General features: G+C 50.0%; 14 protein-coding genes and 4 tRNA genes. 6 read left to right on the forward strand and 12 right to left on the reverse strand.

Annotated elements, in window-relative coordinates:
- Positions 1–175: 175 nt before the first annotated feature.
- From cdd to purT, 3 genes are all read left to right on the forward strand, one after another.
- Complete coding sequence (cdd, locus tag E6C74_RS07195) at positions 176–1,066, forward strand: cytidine deaminase (RefSeq protein WP_136484037.1); 891 nt, start codon at positions 176–178, stop codon at positions 1,064–1,066.
- Between the two features lie 320 nt (positions 1,067–1,386).
- Entirely contained in the window at positions 1,387–2,268 is an 882-nt protein-coding gene (locus E6C74_RS07200; protein ID WP_136484038.1) for an AEC family transporter, read from the forward strand.
- A gap of 650 nt (positions 2,269–2,918) precedes the next feature.
- Positions 2,919–4,094 carry a phosphoribosylglycinamide formyltransferase 2 gene (purT, locus tag E6C74_RS07210; RefSeq protein WP_136484039.1) on the forward strand — a complete coding sequence of 392 codons (1,176 nt, stop codon included), beginning with the start codon at positions 2,919–2,921 and terminating at the stop codon, positions 4,092–4,094.
- Between the two features lie 190 nt (positions 4,095–4,284).
- Here purT and E6C74_RS07215 read toward each other — a convergent pair whose 3' ends face one another.
- Together E6C74_RS07215 and E6C74_RS07220 are read right to left on the reverse strand one after the other, a co-directional pair.
- Positions 4,285–5,598 carry a PAS domain-containing methyl-accepting chemotaxis protein gene (locus E6C74_RS07215; RefSeq protein ID WP_136484040.1) on the reverse strand — a complete coding sequence of 438 codons (1,314 nt, stop codon included), beginning with the start codon at positions 5,596–5,598 and terminating at the stop codon, positions 4,285–4,287.
- A 192-nt stretch (positions 5,599–5,790) separates the two neighbouring features.
- Entirely contained in the window at positions 5,791–6,438 is a 648-nt protein-coding gene (locus tag E6C74_RS07220) for a thiopurine S-methyltransferase (protein ID WP_136484041.1), read from the reverse strand.
- A 319-nt stretch (positions 6,439–6,757) separates the two neighbouring features.
- On the opposite strand from E6C74_RS07220, the gene E6C74_RS07225 reads away from it, so the two are divergent.
- On the forward strand, positions 6,758–7,534 hold the full coding sequence (locus tag E6C74_RS07225) for a phosphoribosylglycinamide formyltransferase (protein ID WP_136484042.1): 777 nt from the start codon (positions 6,758–6,760) through the stop codon (positions 7,532–7,534).
- 75 nt (positions 7,535–7,609) lie between these two features.
- On the opposite strand, the gene ihfA is transcribed toward E6C74_RS07225, so the two are convergent.
- The 3 genes from ihfA to pheS all read right to left on the reverse strand — a co-directional run bounded on the left by ihfA (position 7,610) and on the right by pheS (position 11,747).
- Positions 7,610–7,906, reverse strand: a complete 297-nt coding sequence (ihfA, locus tag E6C74_RS07230; RefSeq protein ID WP_136484043.1) for an integration host factor subunit alpha — start codon at positions 7,904–7,906, stop codon at positions 7,610–7,612.
- Between the two features lie 451 nt (positions 7,907–8,357).
- Complete coding sequence (pheT, locus tag E6C74_RS07235; RefSeq protein WP_136484044.1) at positions 8,358–10,745, reverse strand: phenylalanine--tRNA ligase subunit beta; 2,388 nt, start codon at positions 10,743–10,745, stop codon at positions 8,358–8,360.
- An 18-nt stretch (positions 10,746–10,763) separates the two neighbouring features.
- Positions 10,764–11,747: a phenylalanine--tRNA ligase subunit alpha gene (gene pheS / locus E6C74_RS07240; RefSeq protein WP_136484045.1), complete on the reverse strand. Its 984-nt coding sequence runs from the start codon at positions 11,745–11,747 to the stop codon at positions 10,764–10,766.
- A gap of 376 nt (positions 11,748–12,123) precedes the next feature.
- On the opposite strand from pheS, the gene E6C74_RS07245 reads away from it, so the two are divergent.
- Both E6C74_RS07245 and E6C74_RS07250 read left to right on the forward strand, forming a co-directional pair.
- Entirely contained in the window at positions 12,124–12,624 is a 501-nt protein-coding gene (locus tag E6C74_RS07245) for a GNAT family N-acetyltransferase (RefSeq protein WP_136484046.1), read from the forward strand.
- A 284-nt stretch (positions 12,625–12,908) separates the two neighbouring features.
- Positions 12,909–13,901, forward strand: a complete 993-nt coding sequence (locus E6C74_RS07250) for a PQQ-dependent sugar dehydrogenase (protein WP_240798155.1) — start codon at positions 12,909–12,911, stop codon at positions 13,899–13,901.
- Positions 13,902–13,962: 61 nt separating this feature from the next.
- Here the strand turns inward: E6C74_RS07250 and E6C74_RS07255 are convergent.
- The 7 genes from E6C74_RS07255 to uvrY all read right to left on the reverse strand — a co-directional run bounded on the left by E6C74_RS07255 (position 13,963) and on the right by uvrY (position 17,719).
- Positions 13,963–14,038: transfer RNA gene (locus E6C74_RS07255), tRNA-Gly, on the reverse strand.
- A gap of 22 nt (positions 14,039–14,060) precedes the next feature.
- Positions 14,061–14,147 (reverse strand) — tRNA-Leu (locus tag E6C74_RS07260).
- 68 nt (positions 14,148–14,215) lie between these two features.
- Positions 14,216–14,291, reverse strand: a tRNA-Gly gene (locus E6C74_RS07265).
- A gap of 3 nt (positions 14,292–14,294) precedes the next feature.
- Positions 14,295–14,368, reverse strand: a tRNA-Cys gene (locus tag E6C74_RS07270).
- 273 nt (positions 14,369–14,641) lie between these two features.
- Complete coding sequence (gene pgsA, locus E6C74_RS07275) at positions 14,642–15,199, reverse strand: CDP-diacylglycerol--glycerol-3-phosphate 3-phosphatidyltransferase (protein ID WP_136484048.1); 558 nt, start codon at positions 15,197–15,199, stop codon at positions 14,642–14,644.
- Positions 15,200–15,245: 46 nt separating this feature from the next.
- Positions 15,246–17,075, reverse strand: coding sequence for an excinuclease ABC subunit UvrC (uvrC, locus tag E6C74_RS07280; RefSeq protein ID WP_136484049.1), 1,830 nt, complete (start codon positions 17,073–17,075; stop codon positions 15,246–15,248).
- On the reverse strand, positions 17,075–17,719 hold the full coding sequence (uvrY, locus tag E6C74_RS07285) for a UvrY/SirA/GacA family response regulator transcription factor (RefSeq protein WP_024374216.1): 645 nt from the start codon (positions 17,717–17,719) through the stop codon (positions 17,075–17,077). The genes uvrC and uvrY overlap by 1 nt, the downstream gene beginning before the upstream one ends.
- Positions 17,720–18,063: the final 344 nt, after the last annotated feature.

The raw sequence follows: 18,063 nt of genomic DNA on the forward strand, positions 1-18,063 counted from the left end.
CTTCTCTCACAGAGGCCGGGCTAGGCTGTTATGCCTCGCTGCAATCGATACCATGTGTGACATCACTCTAATTATGAAATATTAAAATATGTTACATTTATTTAAGTGATATTGATCACATCCATTTGGTGTCAGTTGCCTAAAATACACTTCAATACACCAATAAGGATTGAGTATGAAAAGCCGTATTGAACAGGCGCTGGCAGGCATGCCACAACCCGCCAGAGAATATCTGGCTCCGATTGTGCTGGCTGATGACTTTGACGCGACTTTGTCTTCCGATCAATTTGACCAGTTACTTACCATCGCGGAAATGAGCGATGCCGAACTGCGTGTCGCCTTACTGCCACTAGCAGCTGCATACGCCTACGTGCCAATTTCGGAATTTTATGTCGGTGCGATCGTGCGCGGTCTGTCCGGTCGCCTCTATTTCGGCGGTAACATGGAGTTTTCAGGCGCACAACTGAACCAGACCATTCATGCAGAACAAGCAGCCATCAGCCATGCCTGGATGAAAGGCGAAGAAGGATTGGCTGATGTCACCGTCAACTACAGTCCCTGCGGCCACTGCCGTCAGTTTATGAATGAGCTCAACACGTCGCAAACACTGACAATTCAGTTACCGGAACGCGAAGAAAAGTCACTGCAATACTATCTGCCTGAATCGTTCGGCCCTTCAGATCTTGGCATTAAGTCCGCTCTGATGGCCAAAGTTGACCATGGCAAAGTCAGCGACGAAGATGATACGTTACTGCAACACGCTCTCCGTGCACTGAATAGCAGCCACGCGCCTTACACCAACAACCTGAGTGGTGTAGCACTGCAAACTCAAAACGGGCATGTTTATCTGGGTTCATATGCAGAGAATGCGGCATTCAACCCCAGCCTGCCACCACTCCAGGTTGCTCTGATTCAGGTTCGCATGGCCGGCGAAGAGTTTGAGCAGATCCAGGCTGCAGCCCTGGTTGAAATGAACTCAGGTCGCATCAGCCATCTGGCCGCAACCCAGTCAACGCTGGAAGTCATCCATCCTGATATCCCAATGACCTATCTGTCACTGGACTGAAGCCATAACTCGTCTTCAATGGATAAACACATTTCAGGACGACATCGCCGCTAGCAAAAAGCCAGACTTGAAGTCTGGCTTTTTCTGTTTTACTTGGCTTAACCTGAGCCGCTCACTTCTCTCTCGGCTACTGTGAGCCGAACGTCTGCAGGGTCTGCTCTGTACCATCGGCTTGTACAAGTAATAACCCAGAATTTCATCTCACTCATCTAACATTCAGGATTGTTATCCAGCACGACGACCTGAACCTAAAAGCCTGATAGTTTTAAACATCGTCATCACACATGGCGCTATCGTCAGCACTGAAGAAAAGGATTTCTATGTTTGCGCAGGTTGTTAGTATTCTCTTTCCTGTTATGGCCCTGGTTGCGGTCGGGTTTGCCATCGGCTATTGGCTCAAACCCGACTTTCGCCCCATCAACCGCATTAACATGGATGCCTGTCTGCCGGCCCTGGTGTTCTCATCGCTCTCGACCATGCCGCTCAGTGATGGGCAGTTGCCCTTAATTTATGCTTCTCTTATTGCGGTACTGGTACCGGGTCTGCTGATGGTGCCGATTTGCCGTCTGGGTGGTTGGAATTTTAAAGCCTGGGCGCCGCTGCATATGTTTCGTAATAGCGGGAATCTGGCTATTCCACTCTTTACATATACCTTCGGTGATGCCGCACTCTCTTCGGCTGTGCTGCTGTTTGTGGTTTCCGCGTGCCTGCACATCAGTCTGGGGCTGGCTCTGCTCAGCAAAGGCGGTTCGCTGCGCCAGATCCTGACCGCACCGGTATTTATTGCCGCAGCCACCGCAATGGCTTTGAATCTTACTGGCAGCCAGGTTTGGTCACCGCTGTATGAAGCAACAGCACTGCTTGGCCAGGCTGCGGTGCCCGTGATGCTGCTGTCGCTGGGTTCGCAAATGACGAATCTGCGCTTGTCCGGATTAAAAGTCGGCGTCATTGCAACCCTGCAGTCACTGGTTACCGGCGCGATTGCGTTTGCCTGTATCTACTATTGGGTCCCCTTACCTCAAATGCAGTTGCAGATGATGGTGCTCTTCACCATGTTGCCTCCCGCGGTAATGAACTATCTCTTCGCCGAGCGTTTTCATATAGAACCGGAACACGTTGCCTCTATGGTGTTATTTGGTAATTTTTTCTGTGTGCTTACTCTGCCACTGTTATTAATTTTCGCGTTTTCTTTGGCAAGTTAAAAATAATCACTCTCGCTCCCCTTATCGATTATTAATAGTTATGCACATGACATCTGATTTTTAATCAAAAACTTAGGCGACTATACCCATCAACTGTTTGAGCAAGTGTCAGTGAATCAAACGGTCAGAGTCGAGGGAGGCTACGGACGCTTTCAGATCCCCGGCATGAGCAGCAAGTCTGGATTGGTGCGGGTATCGGCATTGTCCCGTTTCTCGCCTGGTTACAGGCACTGCGGATAACACCTTCGTCATCAGCGCGTCACATCGAACTGTTTTACTGCCGTGAAAATGAAAATCAGCGCTACTTTGTCCAGTTGCTGGGTAAATTGGTACAAGGTTTACCAAAGGTAACCCTGCATGTTTACACGGCGAGTCAGAATCAATACCTGTGCGCAGAGAGAGTTGCCCGGCAACTCGACCTGGCCCGCTCCAGTGTCAGCTTCTGTGGCCCGGCCGGATTTGGTCGCAGTCTCAAAAACCAACTGGTAAACATGGGATTAGCTAAGCATTGTTTCTATTCTGAGCGTTTCGTCATGCGATAAGATTACAGCATACCACTCTTGAGCAAACGTTTGCTTTTTTATTTGGATCCAGTATCATTACGCTGTTTTCGCTAAAGTCATAAGCATTTTTATAAGGATTCTTTCTGTATGTTCGGGACTGCAACTCGAGAAAGCGCAACGCGCGTACTGTTACTGGGCTCTGGTGAGCTGGGCAAAGAAGTAGCGATTGAATGTCAGCGCTTAGGGCTGGAAGTGATCGCCTGCGATCGCTACGCCAACGCACCGGCTATGCAAATCGCTCACCGCAGTCATGTGTTTGACATGCTTGATGCTGACGCACTGCAGAAAGTGATCGAACTGGAACAACCTCACTATGTGGTTCCGGAAATCGAAGCCATTGCGACCAGCAAACTGGTAGAACTTGAAGCTCAGGGCCTGAATGTAGTGCCGACCGCAAATGCCACTCGCCTGACCATGAACCGTGAAGGTATCCGTCGCCTGGCTTCTGAAGATCTGGCGCTGCCAACGTCTCCTTACCGCTTCGCTGACAGCTATGAGGACTTTATTGCTGCTGTTGAATTCGTGGGTATTCCATGCGTGTGTAAGCCAGTTATGAGCTCATCAGGCAAAGGCCAGAGTGTGATCAAAACTGCACAAGATATCGATAAAGCCTGGCAATACGCCCAGGAAGGTGGCCGCAGCGGTGCCGGACGCGTAATCGTCGAAGGCTTTATCGACTTTGACTACGAAATTACCCTGCTGACCGTGCGCGCAGTGGATGGCGTGCATTTCTGTGCACCAATCGGTCACCGCCAGGAAGATGGCGACTATCGTGAGTCATGGCAGCCACAAGCCATGTCTGAAAATGCGCTTAAAGCGGCAGAATACGTCGCAGAACAGATCGTTAACGCGCTAGGTGGCTACGGTTTGTTCGGTGTGGAACTGTTTGTCAAAGGTGACCAGGTTATCTTTAACGAAGTGTCACCTCGTCCGCATGACACCGGCATGGTGACCCTGATTTCTCAGGATGTGTCCGAGTTTGCTCTGCACGTCCGTGCTTTCACCGGCCTGCCAATTGGTCAGATTACCCAATACGGCCCGTCCGCTTCAGCGGCTATTCTGGGTCAGGGTCAGTCTGGCGATATCCGCTTCTCGGGTCTGCAGGATGCGCTCAGCGTTACTCAGTCTCAACTGCGTTTGTTTGGTAAACCGGAAATCAACGGTCGCCGCCGTCTGGGTGTCGCGCTGACACGTGGTAAAGATACCACTCAGGCGACTGATCGTGCGATTGAATGTGCTAAACAGGTAAAAATTGAATACTAACGGGACAGTATCCGTAATCGCTGAATAAAAATAACAACGTCAAACACCAAAGACATTCCCAAGGGCTTTTAAAAATAGCCCTGAAGGAGTCGTTCAGGTTGGCTACAAACAATAAGCGCGCCCAAGAGCGCGCTTATTCATACCTATTGTTTACCTGCCAGACAAGCAACCAGCCGGACAATTGCCGACTTTAATCGTTAACCAACTGCCCGACCGTTTCAGCAACATTATTAGCGCCACCACGAATTTGTTCGATCAAAGCCTGAGTGGCCTGCAACTGCTGGTTACACTCAATCACTTTACGTTGAATGTCATCCATCGTCTGACCGGAGATCTTAGTCAACTCACTGTTACGCTGCACTATATTGCTAATCTCATCGGTCGCATTCGAGGTGTTTGAGGCTAGCTTACGTACTTCATCCGCCACAACGGCAAAGCCGCGCCCGTACTCCCCCGCTCTGGCCGCTTCAATCGCAGCATTCAGCGCCAGCAAATTGGTTTGATCGGCAATGTTAGAAATCGTGGTAACAATCTTCGCGATCTGTTGCGACTGTTCTGTCAGCTGTTCCATCAAGGTCGAGGCTTTCTCTACCGAGCGATCAATGTTGTTGGCGATCTCGGTCACCGCATCCAGGGTATTGGCACCATCGTTAGCCATACCGAGCGTATCCAGTGACGTTTGCTGCGCCAGTCTGGATGCACGCTGGATGGATTGCATATGCAGCACCCGCTCCGTGATCTCACTGGCAAACTTCACCACTCGAACCACATTACCATTATGATCAAAAATCGGGTTGTAGGTCGCTTCCAGCCAGATAATGTCTCCCTGGCGGTTGAGGCGCTCAAACAGGCCGGACTTAAAATCACCGCGCGCCAGCGACGGCCAGAAATCACTCTGCTTTTTCAAAAACTCATCGGTGCAGAACATACGGTGATGTTTACCCTGAATCTCTTCCAGGCTATAACCGACGGTGCGGCAGAAGTTTTTATTCGCGTTGAGAATATGGCCATCAGGCGTAAACTCAATAAACGCCAGCGACTTTTTCAACGCATAGAAAATGGCATCCTGACGCTTGAGCTGTAATGTTTCTTTCGTCACATCACTGGCGACTTTAACCACTTTCACTGTCTTGCCACTGTCGTCTTGCACCGGGATATAGGTTGCTTCAATCCAAATATCACTGCCGGTTTTGGTTATACGTCGGAACGTACCGTGTTGTGGCTGTCCTTGCGCCAGTTCACGCCAAAAAAGTTGATACTCCGGACTACTAGCCAGTTTAGAATCACAAAAAATACGGTGATGCTGACCTTCTATTTCCTGCGCTGTATAACCAACAGCCTGCAGAAACGCATCGTTCGCCGCCAGGATCCGTCCCTCGGTAGTGAATTCGATATAAGGAACGCTCTGTTTAACAGCATTGAGGATGTGCGAAGCCGAGCTCATCTCACTCACTTGCTCTGGTGACAATTGGGGATTTTGTTTACGGCTACCAAAAAGAAACATACTAGGACCTCTGTTCTTGCGGCAAGCGACCGCGGTTTAAGGAATAGCCACAACGTTCTTTGCGTTGTTTATTTTTTTCCACCTCGCAAAAAGGAGGCCACCTAGCGAAAAAAGGAGGCGTATTTTAGCGTATAGCGCCCCCTTTGCAATCTCTATTTTGACAATTCAATCATCAGGTAATCGCGCACTCTGTTACGACTCGATCAGCCACACTTCCTCGGCAAAACGAGTCAATGCCTTATCGCCGCGCTTAGGTTGCTGGGCTTCACTGTCATCACGATGCAAACGGGTGACTTTAAACTCACCAAACAAAGCTTCAACCTCGTGTTGCGGCACACTAAAGGGAGGACCACTCATTTCGTTTTGATCATAATCCAGGCTAACCAGTAAAATACGCCCACCGGGACGCAGTAATTGCTTTAAGCGCTGCGCGTAGTCTGTACGCATCTCTTCGGGCAACGCCACCAAAGCCGCTCGGTCATAAATCAGGTCAACCGACTCCAGCGGCGCTGTAAAAAAGTCTCCGGTGTAAACCGACAGTTCATCAAACTGATACAGTTCGTGCTGACTGTTTACCTGAGTCACCAATGGAGTATAGAAGTGTTCTGCAAAAAACGCGCGTACCGCGATCGGGCTCAGTTCAACACCCTGAACATCATCATGTTTTTGAGCTAACCACACCAAATCTTCGCTTTTGCCACATAAAGGCACCAATACGCGATCTTCGCGCTTGGGTTGTGTCGCATGCCAGTAGTCGGTCAGCAGCGTATTGACATCCATCTGATGGAAACCAATTTTATTTGCGGCCCATTTCTGGTGCCAGAATTCTGGATCTTTCATACCCGCTCCGTGAAGATTTCCGAGCCCGCTAGAGTACCCAATTCCGGCACGATTCGGTAGCCGCTTTTCAAATTCCGGTCAGCATTTTGTGAAAGACACACTTGGTTACATGCTTACACGGAACTGTTTATGCTAATAATCGTCTGAATTAACGAGGATTGTGGTGTGATCTTGACCACAGTGTCTACAAGACGACGCAGCGTAGAATTGAATTTTAGCGCTCTCACCCACACCTCATAGAAGAGCAGCAGCCGTTTATCTCGTGTTAGGGCCTTTTAAATGCCACGTTTGACCTAACAGCGTAAGTTAAGGAGAGGGAATGAGCCTACTGCTACGAACGACTGCTTTAATGCTTTTGGTACTGAGCCGTGCGCCGGCATTCGCCGCGACTCTGCCGTATGACGTGTCAGCGGAAGAGACACGTGAAGAGTCCCGAGATCAGGTCAGTGCCCGATTTTTTAAGCATAGCCTGAGTGGGCTATACGCCATCCATACCAGCGAACGTAACGTGCTGCAGCCTTATCAGGATTTAGATACCCTATACAGCCATGCAGCACAGGCGCAAACCGAATTAGAAACTCTGTGTCAAAGCACCGCTATGCTAACCTCTACCCAAGCCTACTTTGCCGGAGTAAAGTCTTACCCGCGTGCCGCAAAAAAAGTTGAACTCGAATTTGATGGCAACGCACAGCGCATTACCGACCTTGCGCGCGCCACATTAATCGCCGACGACGTACCAAGCCTGGTCGAAGCTTATGAAGTACTCAGCCGCGAAGCCACCATAGTCAAAGTCAAAAACCGTTTTAAAAATCCGGCACCTTCCGGCTATCGCGACCTCATGGTTCTGATTCAACTACCCGGCAGCAAACTAATAGCGGAAGTCCAGTTGCATCTGAAAGCCATCGCTGATGTCAAAAGCGGCCCAGAGCATCAATTGTATGAAGAGATTCAGGCGATTGAACGCAGAGCAGGACAGGAAAAACGTGGTCTTAATGACTGGGAGCAGGCCAAAATTCATCACATACGACAGCACTCGCGCGATCTGTACCAGAACGCATGGCAGCCGTATATCACAACCCGGATTCAGGCGGCATAAACAACACGCTGCGCTGCTTGACCCGGCAGGAAAAATGAAAAGACCACGCAGCGATGCGTGGTCTAATGCGCGGTCTTATTCGGACGGTTCTATATTCTCGACTCGGGCTTTTAGTTTTTGCCCTGGGCGGAACGTTACGACACGTCGAGCGGTGATCGGAATATCCTCACCGGTCTTAGGATTTCGTCCCGGACGTTCATTCTTGTCTCGCAGATCGAAATTACCAAACCCGGAGAGCTTTACCTGTTCGCCACTTTCTAGTGCTTTGCGAATCTCTTCAAAAAACACCTCCACCGTTTCCTTGGCATCCCGTTTACTAAACCCAAGTTTTTCAAACAGGTTTTCAGCCAAATCGGCTTTTGTGAGCGCCATAAAACTTCCCTCAAAGCTATGTTAAACCTTGCTGCCCAGTGGCAACACCAAAGCAACTTTTACTCAGCCAATCAATAACCTATCGGCTTTCTCTGGAAAGTGTATGCCAACCGTATGATTTTCGCCAACTTTTTTATCCTTCTATTACAATTCAATCAGTTACAAAAGGGCGATATACAGGTGAAAAAGCAACACGTGACATCAAATTGAGTAAAAAATCACTGATATTTTAGTCAGTTATCATGAGTATACCAAAATCTTCAGAGGTTCTCTCTAGTTAGAGAGTAGGAAATTTTTTTTGTTCCGCCAAAAATTTTTTCAAATTGATCGTAAAATCAGGTGCTTGCTCACGCTATTTCCACCAAATGCAGCAAAATAGCCGATAATTGACAAATCGCGAATAAAAAAAGAGCAGACCGAAAGGCCTGCTCTTTTCACTCATTACACCAGATTAGTCGCGCAGAGCCGCACCAAATGTCTCAGACACATGAGCAACAATCGAGTCAACAGCGCCTGCGATGTCCGCATCTTCCAGCGTACGCTCGCCGGATTGCAGCGTCAGCGCGATAGCCAGGCTCTTCTTACCTTCCTCGACACCTTTACCGACGTAAACGTCAAACAGTTTGGCATCTTTGAGGAATTCACCGCCCTGAGCCAGGCAGGCATTAACGATTTCACCGGATGCTACGTTCTCATCAACAACCACAGCGATATCGCGACGGTTAGACGGGAACTTAGACAGTGCCACCGCTTCTGGGATCACTTTGCTGTTGATTGCAGACCATTCAATTTCGAATACGATGGTGCGACCATTCAGGCCAAACTTACGCTCCAGTTCAGGGTGAACAGTACCCAGGATACCCACTTCTTTGCCGTCAACCACGATAGCCGCTGACTGACCAGGATGCAGTGCCGGATGCTTAGCGGCAGTGAAGCTGTACGCTTTGCCATTCGCGGTCAGTTCCAGAATCGCTTCCACATCGCCTTTCAGGTCAAAGAAATCAACCGTGGCGGTATCAATATTCCAGTGCTCTTCGCTGCGGGTACCAGAGATAACACCTGCCAGCATCGGCTCCTGGCGCATACCATTTTCTGCCGCTCGATCCGGGATAAAACGCAGACCTTGTTCGAACAGACGGACACGTGGCTGCTGACGTTTCTGGTTGTGAACCACAGTGTTCAACAGACCTTGCAGCAGGCTCAAACGCATCGCAGACATATCGGCTGAAATCGGGTTAGGCAGAACCAGCGGCTCAACATCCGGCACGATCAGTTTTTGCTGCTCTGGCTCCACGAAGCTGTAAGTGATCGCTTCATGGTAACCACGGTCAACCAGCAGATCGCGCACACGTTTCAGTGGCAGATTCGCTTCTTTGTGCAGGTTCATGTTCAGAGCCGCAGCCGGAGCCTGGTTTGGAATGTTGTCGTAACCGTAGATACGGCCAACTTCTTCCACCAGATCCTGCTCGATAGCAATATCAAAACGCCAGGTTGGTGCCGTTGCCGTCCAGCCTTCAGCGTGACTTTCAACACTCAGGCCGAGACGCTGCAGGATTTCAACCACGTCTGCATCAGCAATGTGATGCCCCAACAGGTTATCCAGTTTGCTGCGACGCAGAGTCACAGTGTTTGGTGTTGGCAGATCCGCCGCCGATTCAGCCGCCACCACTGGCGCTACGTCGCCACCACAGATGTCAACCAGCAGTTGAGTCGCACGTTCCATCGCCGCGTGTTGCAGTGCGTAGTCCACACCACGTTCAAAACGCATGGATGAATCGGTGTGCAGGCCGTAGCTGCGAGCGCGACCACGGATATGATCCGGTGCGAAGAACGCACACTCCAGCATCACGTCTTTGGTTTCTGCACTCACACCTGAGTGCTCGCCTCCGAAGATACCGGCCAGCGCCAGTGCTTTCGAATTGTCTGCGATAACCAGTGTGTCTTCGTTAAGTTCCGCTTCGTTGCCATCCAGAAGCGTCAGTTTCTCGCCCTGCTCTGCCAGACGCACCACGATGCCACCGTCGATTTGTGCCAGGTCAAATGCATGCATTGGCTGCCCCTGCTCCAGCATCACGTAGTTAGTGATGTCAACCACAGGGTCGATAGAGCGGATACCGCAGCGGCGCAGTTTTTCCTGCATCCACAACGGCGTTTTTGCTGCAACATTGACGTTTTTAACGATACGGCCAAGGTAACGCGGACATGCAGCCGGCGCTTTCACTTCAATCGCAATGGTGTCATCAATAGAAGGCGCAACGGCTGCCACTGAAGGCTCAGTCACGTCAGTACGGTTAAGCACGCCCACTTCACGCGCCATACCGCGGATGCTGAAACAGTCAGCGCGGTTTGATGTCAGGTCAACATCCACAGTCACATCGTTCAGACCCAGGAACTCACGGAAGTCAGTGCCGATAACCGCATCTTGTGCCAGTTCCATGATACCGTCAGACTCAACGTCGATACCCAGCTCAGAGAACGAACACAGCATGCCGTGTGAAGGCTGGCCGCGTAGCTTCGCTTTTTTGATTTTGAAATCACCCGGCAGCACTGCGCCAACGGTTGCCACAGCCACTTTCAGACCCTGACGACAGTTTGGTGCGCCACACACGATGTCGAGCAGTTCTTCTTCGCCCACATCCACTTTGGTCACACGCAGTTTGTCAGCATCAGGATGCTGGCCACATTCCACAACGTGACCGACTTTAACGCCGTTAAAAGAACCCGCAACTGGCAGGACATCATCCACTTCCAGGCCGGCCATAGTAATTTGATGAGTAAGCTCGTCAGTGGTAACCGCAGGGCTTACCCACTCACGAAGCCAAGATTCGCTGAATTTCATAGTGATTAAACCTCTGGATTACTTGAACTGTTTTAGGAAACGAAGATCGTTTTCGAAGAACGCACGCAGGTCGTTCACACCGTAACGCAGCATGGTCAGACGCTCTACGCCCATACCGAATGCGAAACCAGAGTATTTTTCAGGGTCGATACCAACACTGCGCAGTACATTTGGATGCACCATACCGCAGCCCAGTACTTCCAGCCATTTACCGTTCTTACCTTTCACGTCAACTTCTGCAGAAGGCTCTGTGAACGGGAAGTAAGACGGACGGAAACGCACTTCCAGATCTTCTTCAAAGAAGTTGCACAGGAAGTCATGCAGGATGCCTTTCAGTTGCGCGAAGTTAACGTTTTCATCCACCAGCATACCTTCCACTTGGTGGAACATTGGGGTATGTGTCTGGTCGTAGTCGTTACGGTAAACGCGGCCCGGTGCGATAAAGCGCAGTGGTGGCTGGCTCTCTTCCATAGTACGAATCTGAACACCTGAGGTGTGAGTACGCAGCATCAGCTTCGGATTGAAGAAGAAGGTATCGTGATCAGTACGCGCCGGGTGATCGTCAGCAATGTTCAGGGCATCGAAGTTATGGAAATCGTCTTCGATTTCAGGACCAGACTCAACAGTAAAGCCAAGTTCACCAAAGAAGCTTTCAATACGCTCGATAGTGCGGGTTACCGGGTGCAGACCACCGTTTTCGATACGACGGCCAGGCAGGGTCACATCAATCGTTTCCGCAGCCAGTTTGGCTTCCAGTTCAGCACGTTGCAGGCTGTCTTTACGCGCAGCAATCGCTTTTTGAACCGTTTCTTTGGCGACGTTGATTTCCTGACCAGCAGCGCGACGCTCTTCTGGTGGTAGTTTACCCAGGCTCTGAAGCTGAGCGGTCAGCTCACCTTTTTTACCCAGATACTGAACACGCACTTCATCCAGTGCGACTAACGACTCCGCAGCATTGATGGCTGCTGTCGCGTTAGCAATGATCTCTTGTAGATGTTGCATCGTTTCCTCGTCTGCTAAGGAGCAGTTTCCTTAAGGAGCCCGAAAGGGTTACCTTGGTGCCCTTTTGGGGTACCGATAAGGGTGACCATAAGGGTTTCTTGGGGGTTTTTAAATAGCTGTACATAGTAACGAAAGCTGCTGTCAAAGCCAAATTGAAATCCGCTTTGACGCGACTTTCGCGTATTTGTTAGGCAGCTTTTTTCCTCTGGTTAAAGAATTGTTTCCAAACCAGGCCGGAAAAGGGCGCCGCCAAGACAAAAACAGCCCATCACGACTGGTTACGGCAACTAAATCTACCCCTGTCAGCTCAGGTTTTATGCTATGTTGCTGCACTAACCGCGATGAATAAAACCCGAATAATATGAGGTCACTCACTATGCAATCCAAGCAATCCGAGCAAACAGATATTTTCCCCATCTCAGCCGAATTTGATCCGTCAATTGGTGACATTATTCAAAAGGTCGGCGCGGAGTTCGGCGCTATTGGTGAAGGGTTCGGTCCGTCTGATGCCGAGGTCACGCAAATGAGTCACTATTACCGGCTGGATAATGGCTGGGGCTACTGGGTCGCGACACTGAATGGCGACGTGGTCGGCGGTGGCGGTATTGCTCCTTTCAATGGTAGCGACAGCGTGTGTGAACTGCGAAAACTGTTTCTGCTGCCGCAAAGTCGTGGCCATGGACTTGGCAAAAGACTCGCGGAGCAATGCCTGACTTACGCACGCCAACAGGGCTTTCGTGAATGTTATCTCGATACACTGTCGACGATGACCAGTGCTGTGCGCTTGTATGAAGCCCTTGGCTTTCAACATTTATCTGCGCCTATGCCCGGTACTGAGCATAACGGCTGTGATGTCTGGATGCTAAAGCAACTGTAAACACGTCTCCTCTTTACGCACCTCTCCCCTGATGTAAATCCCTCCCCTGATTTGTGCGGTTCATCCCCTGAACCGCATGATTCCAGACAGGCAAAATGTAACCGTTTCTTAACGCCTGACCAATTGCATACCTGAACTGCTAAGCTGTCTACAGTGACAACATATGTCTGTCAGAAACTATCAGGGAAAAGATTATGGTACGTTGGTTAAGCGGCACAGCTCTCAGCGTCGCGGCAGTATTAGCGGTCAATTCGCCAGCCTGGGCCTATCAGGCCGAAAAAGTCATGAGCGGTTTAATGGTTCCCTGGGGAATGAGTTTTGTCTCCGATACGCAGCTGCTGGTGACAGAACGCAACGGCGATCTGGTTTTGGTTGATCTGCCCTCGCAGAGCAAAACCTCGCTGCTCAGTGTTGAATCTGTGTATGCCAACGGCCAGGGCGGCCTGCTGGATGTGGCCCTGTCACCGCGCGATCCGAAAACCTTCTATTTTACCTACAGCAAACAGCGTGATTCAGGTTCCGATACCACGTTAGCGGTTGCGACATGGGACGGAAAACAAGTTAAAGAGTGGCACGATTTATTGGTTACGACCTCTGGCTCTGACACTTCACGCCATTACGGCAGTCGCATCACTTTTGATGACCAGCATCTGTACTTTTCCGTGGGCGATCGAGGCAAGCGTCCGAATGGCCAGGATCTCAGTGTCCACTCCGGCAGTATTCTGCGCCTCAATCTCGATGGCAGTACACCGGATGATAACCCGTTCGCCGGCCAGGCTAATGCCCAGGCACAGATCTGGAGTTATGGCCACCGCAACCCGCAGGGGCTGTTTTATGATCAGCAGACTCAAAGCCTGTGGGAAATTGAACACGGGCCGAGAGGCGGCGACGAAATTAATCTGATTCACAAGGGTGCCAACTATGGCTGGCCGAGAACATCACACGGCAAAGAATACTGGGGTCCGCTCGATGTTGGTGACAGTGAAGAAGCGCCAGGGATTGAATCGCCGCGTCAGGTTTACATCCCCTCTATCGCCCCGAGTGGTTTACTGCTCTATCGCGGCCAGCGCTACCCGGATTTAAATGGCAAGCTGCTGACCGGTGCACTCAAGCTGACTCACATCAGCGTGATTACGCTCGATAACAATCAGATAGGGGTAAAAGAAGAGCGCCTGGTCGATTCACTCGGCGAGCGAATCCGTGATATCCGCCGTTCACCAGACGATTGGATCTATTTCTCCACCGACAGCGGTAATCTGTATCGGCTCAAGCCTTAGCTATGATTAAGCCCCGGACACAAAAAAGCCTGACTCATTAGTCAGGCTTTTTTGTTTAGAATGGAGCGACACACGAGGTTCGAACTCGTGACCTCAACCTTGGCAAGGTTGCGCTCTACCAACTGAGCTAGTGTCGCATGTTCTGCATAAGCAGAGAGATGGTGCCCCGGGCCGGACTTGAACCGGCACGACTCGAAAGTCGAGGGATTTTAAATCCCTTGTGTCTACCAATTTCACCACCAGGGCACGCAAAATTGTTGCGATGGTAACGCCATCTAAAAGTATCGCTGTATCAGCCATACTAAAATAAAATCTGGAGCGACACACGAGGTTCGAACTCGTGACCTCAACCTTGGCAAGGTTGCGCTCTACCAACTGAGCTAGTGTCGCAAATGGAGGCGCGTCCCGGAGTCGAACCGAGGTCCACGGATTTGCAATCCGCTGCATGGCCACTCTGCCAACGCGCCTTCGTGTACTTACTCGCTAACGCTTTACAACGTTGCTCCTGAGTACGGGATTGCATTCTACGGATTCGATGCCTTGAGTCAACACAATTTTTTTGATTTTAAATCGTTTGTCTATTTTACATTCAGAAAGCGTTAAATTGCTCATTTTGACGACAAAAAATAGCGTAATTTCCTCAACATAACCGACTTCTCTCCGCCGATTTCACGCTGTCAGCACTGCTAAAACGTCAAAGAAATAATGCCGAAACAAAAAACGGGCCGAAGCCCGTTTTTCTAATGATGTTCTGCGCTGAGTAAATCGTCTTTCGCGGCAGCGAGATACTGCACCATCGACCAGTAAGTCAGAATGGTTGCGATATAAATTGCGGCGTATCCCAACCAGACCATCCAGTCATCGTAATGCCAAATCAGTACCCACAAAGCAAACATCTGAGTCAGTGTCTTCACTTTACCAATCCACGACACGGCAACACTCGCGCGTTTGCCGATTTCTGCCATCCACTCACGTAGTGCCGAAATAATAATCTCACGCGCAATCATGGTGACAGCAGGAATGGTAATCCAGATATTGTGGTAGTACTCAGTGATCAAAATCAGCGCGGTGGCGACCAGTACTTTGTCGGCGACCGGGTCAATAAAAGCGCCAAAACGGGAAGTTTGGCCCAACTTACGCGCCAACATTCCATCCAGCCAGTCGGTGAAGCCTGCAACCCAGAACACCATTGCCGCAGCAAACGGTGCCCAGCTGTAAGGCAGGTAAAAACACACGACAAATACCGGGATCAGGAAAAGTCGTATTAAAGACAAAATGTTGGGTATGTTCAAACGCATATTTTTAGGCTCTTATCAACTGCGCGTTAATGGTGCGGTATTTTTGTCATTGTTTCAATGCTTGATAAATGTTTTCTGCTAAAGAATGACTGATGCCGGGCACTTTGGCGATTTCTTCCACAGTTGCCCGTTTCAGCTCCTGCAAACCACCCATGTATTTCAGCAACGCCTGGCGACGTTTCGGGCCGATACCCTCGATACCTTCCAACGTACTGGTACGACGGGTTTTGCCCCGCTTTGCGCGGTGTCCGGCGATCGCGTGGTTATGACTTTCATCACGAATGTGCTGAATCAAATGCAGTGCGGGTGCATCACTCGGCAGATGGGACTCTTCTCCATCAGTAGTAATCAGAGTTTCCAGTCCCGGTTTGCGGGTCACGCCTTTAGCAATACCGATCAAACGTGGCCGCTTGGGCCAGTCCTGCCAACATTGCTGTAGAATCTCATGCGCCCGGTTGAGCTGCCCTTTACCACCATCAATAAAGATAATATCCGGGATCTTATCGACATCCAGCTGTTTGCTGTAACGTCGCTCCAGTACCTGCCCCATCGCCGCATAATCATCACCGCCGGTAATACCGGTAATGTTGTAACGACGGTATTCCTGCTTCACCGGCCCTTCCTGATTGAAGACCACACAAGACGCAATGGTGCTTTCCCCCATGGTATGGGAGATATCGAAACATTCCATACGGGCGATACTGGTCATCCCCAACTCTTCCTGCAACGCTTTGAAGCGTTGACTGATGGTCATCTTATGATTGATCTTACTGGTCAGTGCCGTCAGCGCATTGGTGTTCGATAGATTCAGATAACGACGACGGATGCCGGTCGAGTTAGCATGGAAGGTGACTTTACGCCCCGCCAGCTGGCTCAGAGCCGCCTGCAGCGCGCTGGTGTCTGGCAGCAGTTCCTGATTGAGGATAATACGGCTAGGGACAGTGCGCGCCTCATTATGGCTGAGGTAATACTGACTGAGAAAGCTTTCGAACACTTCCTGCTGGGTGGTTTTGTTTGGGATCTTGGGGAAATGGCTGCGACTGCCCAGTACCTTACCCTGACGAATCATCAGGATGTGAATACAGGCGATGCCATTCTCCTGAGCAAAACCGAGTACATCCATGTCATCCATGCTGTCTTCCGAGACGAACTGCTGCTCCTGTACCCGGCGGATAGCATGAATCTGATCGCGATACTTGGCTGCCTGCTCAAAACGCAGTTCCTGACTCGCCTTTTCCATTTTGGCGATCAGGATTTCCAGCACCTGTTTATCTTTACCCTGCAGGAAAAGACGAACATAGTTGACCAGTTCGGCGTACTCTTCATCGGAGATAATGGTGCTGACACAAGGCCCGGCGCAACGCCCGATCTGGTACATCAGGCACGGTCGGGTACGGTTGCTATAAACCGTATCTTCACACTGTCGTACCGGAAAAATCTTCTGCAGCAGATGCAGCGTTTCACGCACTGCCCCGGAGTCCGGATAAGGCCCGAAATACTCCCCTTTGCGCTTTTTCGCGCCACGATGCATCGACAAACGCGGATGTTTATGGCCGCTGATAAAGATATAGGGGTAGGATTTATCATCCCGTAACAACACATTATATTTTGGCAAATACTGCTTAATATAATTGTGTTCCAGGATCAGAGCTTCGGTCTCGGTATGGGTCACCGTGACGTCGATTTTCTCAATATGACTGACCAGCGCCTTGGTCTTCTCACTGTCAATTTTCTTACGAAAATAACTCGAGAGGCGCTTTTTCAGATCTTTGGCTTTACCGACATAAATCACTTCAGCCTCGGCGTTGTACATACGGTACACGCCAGGCTGATTAGTGACAGTCTTTAGAAACGAAACAGAATCAAACGCAGACACTACAACTTCTCGGTATCCAGCATTCCGTGACGGATCGCCAGGTGCGTCAGTTCAACATCACCGCTGATGTCGAGTTTGGCAAACAGACGATAACGGTAGCTATTGACCGTTTTAGGACTCAGATTGAGTTGCTCCGAAATATCGGTCACTTTCTGCCCTTTGGTGATCATCAGCATGATCTGAAGCTCACGTTCGGACAAATCGGCAAATGGATTTTCAGAGGCTGGCGAAAACTGGCTTAAAGCCATCTGCTGCGCTATTTCCGGAGAAATATAACGCTGACCACTGTGCACCACGCGAATGGCATTCACCATTTCATCCGGGGCGGCACCCTTGGTCAAATAGCCTGCCGCTCCGGCCTGCATAACTTTGGTCGGAAACGGGTTTTCTGTATGAACGGTTAACACGATGATTTTCACGTCAGGATTGAAACGCAGAATCTTTTTGGTCGCTTCCAGGCCACCGATTCCAGGCATATTCATATCCATCAATACAACATCAGCATGGTGATTACGACACCATTTGACGGCTTCTTCACCGCTATCAGCTTCCCCTGCTACGTTCATTCCACGGACGTCTTCAATAATACGTCGTATCCCTGTGCGAACCAGCTCGTGATCATCTACAAGGAAAACACTTATCAAACTTGTATCTCCACACTTAACTAATGGCTCTGCACCCACCGAGGTAGTGGATAGCAGCATGGCTGCCCTAGTCTAACTTAAATTAAACTTTTTGCTTACCCTGAATATGTGCTGAAACGCAAACTTTAGCAAGCACTTATTAATCCTTAATGTCATTGATTATGCATTATTTATTAAATCAATAACTTAAGAAAACTTTCAACCTCAGAGTACCGCGCAGCACGCTTGCCGTCTACCCCTTTGAACAGAGCTTGCGCAAGTGGCTGAATCGGTTCAATGAACAAAAACAGCTCATCTTGCTTAAGGTATCAACAATCAGGCCCGGATCTGGTGGTTAAAAGCAG

The sequence above is a fragment of the Vibrio sp. H11 genome (assembly GCF_004804295.1).
In the GTDB taxonomy this organism is placed as follows: Bacteria; Pseudomonadota; Gammaproteobacteria; order Enterobacterales; family Vibrionaceae; genus Vibrio; species Vibrio ostreae.

What these genes read in the sequence shown, in the direction of transcription:
- cdd (WP_136484037.1), top strand. Translation starts at nt 176, where the DNA reads ATGAAAAGCCGTATTGAACAGGCGCTGGCAGGCATGCCACAACCCGCC.
- E6C74_RS07200 (WP_136484038.1), top strand. Translation starts at nt 1,387, where the DNA reads ATGTTTGCGCAGGTTGTTAGTATTCTCTTTCCTGTTATGGCCCTGGTT.
- purT (WP_136484039.1), top strand. Translation starts at nt 2,919, where the DNA reads ATGTTCGGGACTGCAACTCGAGAAAGCGCAACGCGCGTACTGTTACTG.
- E6C74_RS07215 (WP_136484040.1), bottom strand. Translation starts at nt 5,598, where the DNA reads ATGTTTCTTTTTGGTAGCCGTAAACAAAATCCCCAATTGTCACCAGAG.
- E6C74_RS07220 (WP_136484041.1), bottom strand. Translation starts at nt 6,438, where the DNA reads ATGAAAGATCCAGAATTCTGGCACCAGAAATGGGCCGCAAATAAAATT.
- E6C74_RS07225 (WP_136484042.1), top strand. Translation starts at nt 6,758, where the DNA reads ATGAGCCTACTGCTACGAACGACTGCTTTAATGCTTTTGGTACTGAGC.
- ihfA (WP_136484043.1), bottom strand. Translation starts at nt 7,906, where the DNA reads ATGGCGCTCACAAAAGCCGATTTGGCTGAAAACCTGTTTGAAAAACTT.
- pheT (WP_136484044.1), bottom strand. Translation starts at nt 10,745, where the DNA reads ATGAAATTCAGCGAATCTTGGCTTCGTGAGTGGGTAAGCCCTGCGGTT.
- pheS (WP_136484045.1), bottom strand. Translation starts at nt 11,747, where the DNA reads ATGCAACATCTACAAGAGATCATTGCTAACGCGACAGCAGCCATCAAT.
- E6C74_RS07245 (WP_136484046.1), top strand. Translation starts at nt 12,124, where the DNA reads ATGCAATCCAAGCAATCCGAGCAAACAGATATTTTCCCCATCTCAGCC.
- E6C74_RS07250 (WP_240798155.1), top strand. Translation starts at nt 12,909, where the DNA reads ATGAGCGGTTTAATGGTTCCCTGGGGAATGAGTTTTGTCTCCGATACG.
- pgsA (WP_136484048.1), bottom strand. Translation starts at nt 15,199, where the DNA reads ATGCGTTTGAACATACCCAACATTTTGTCTTTAATACGACTTTTCCTG.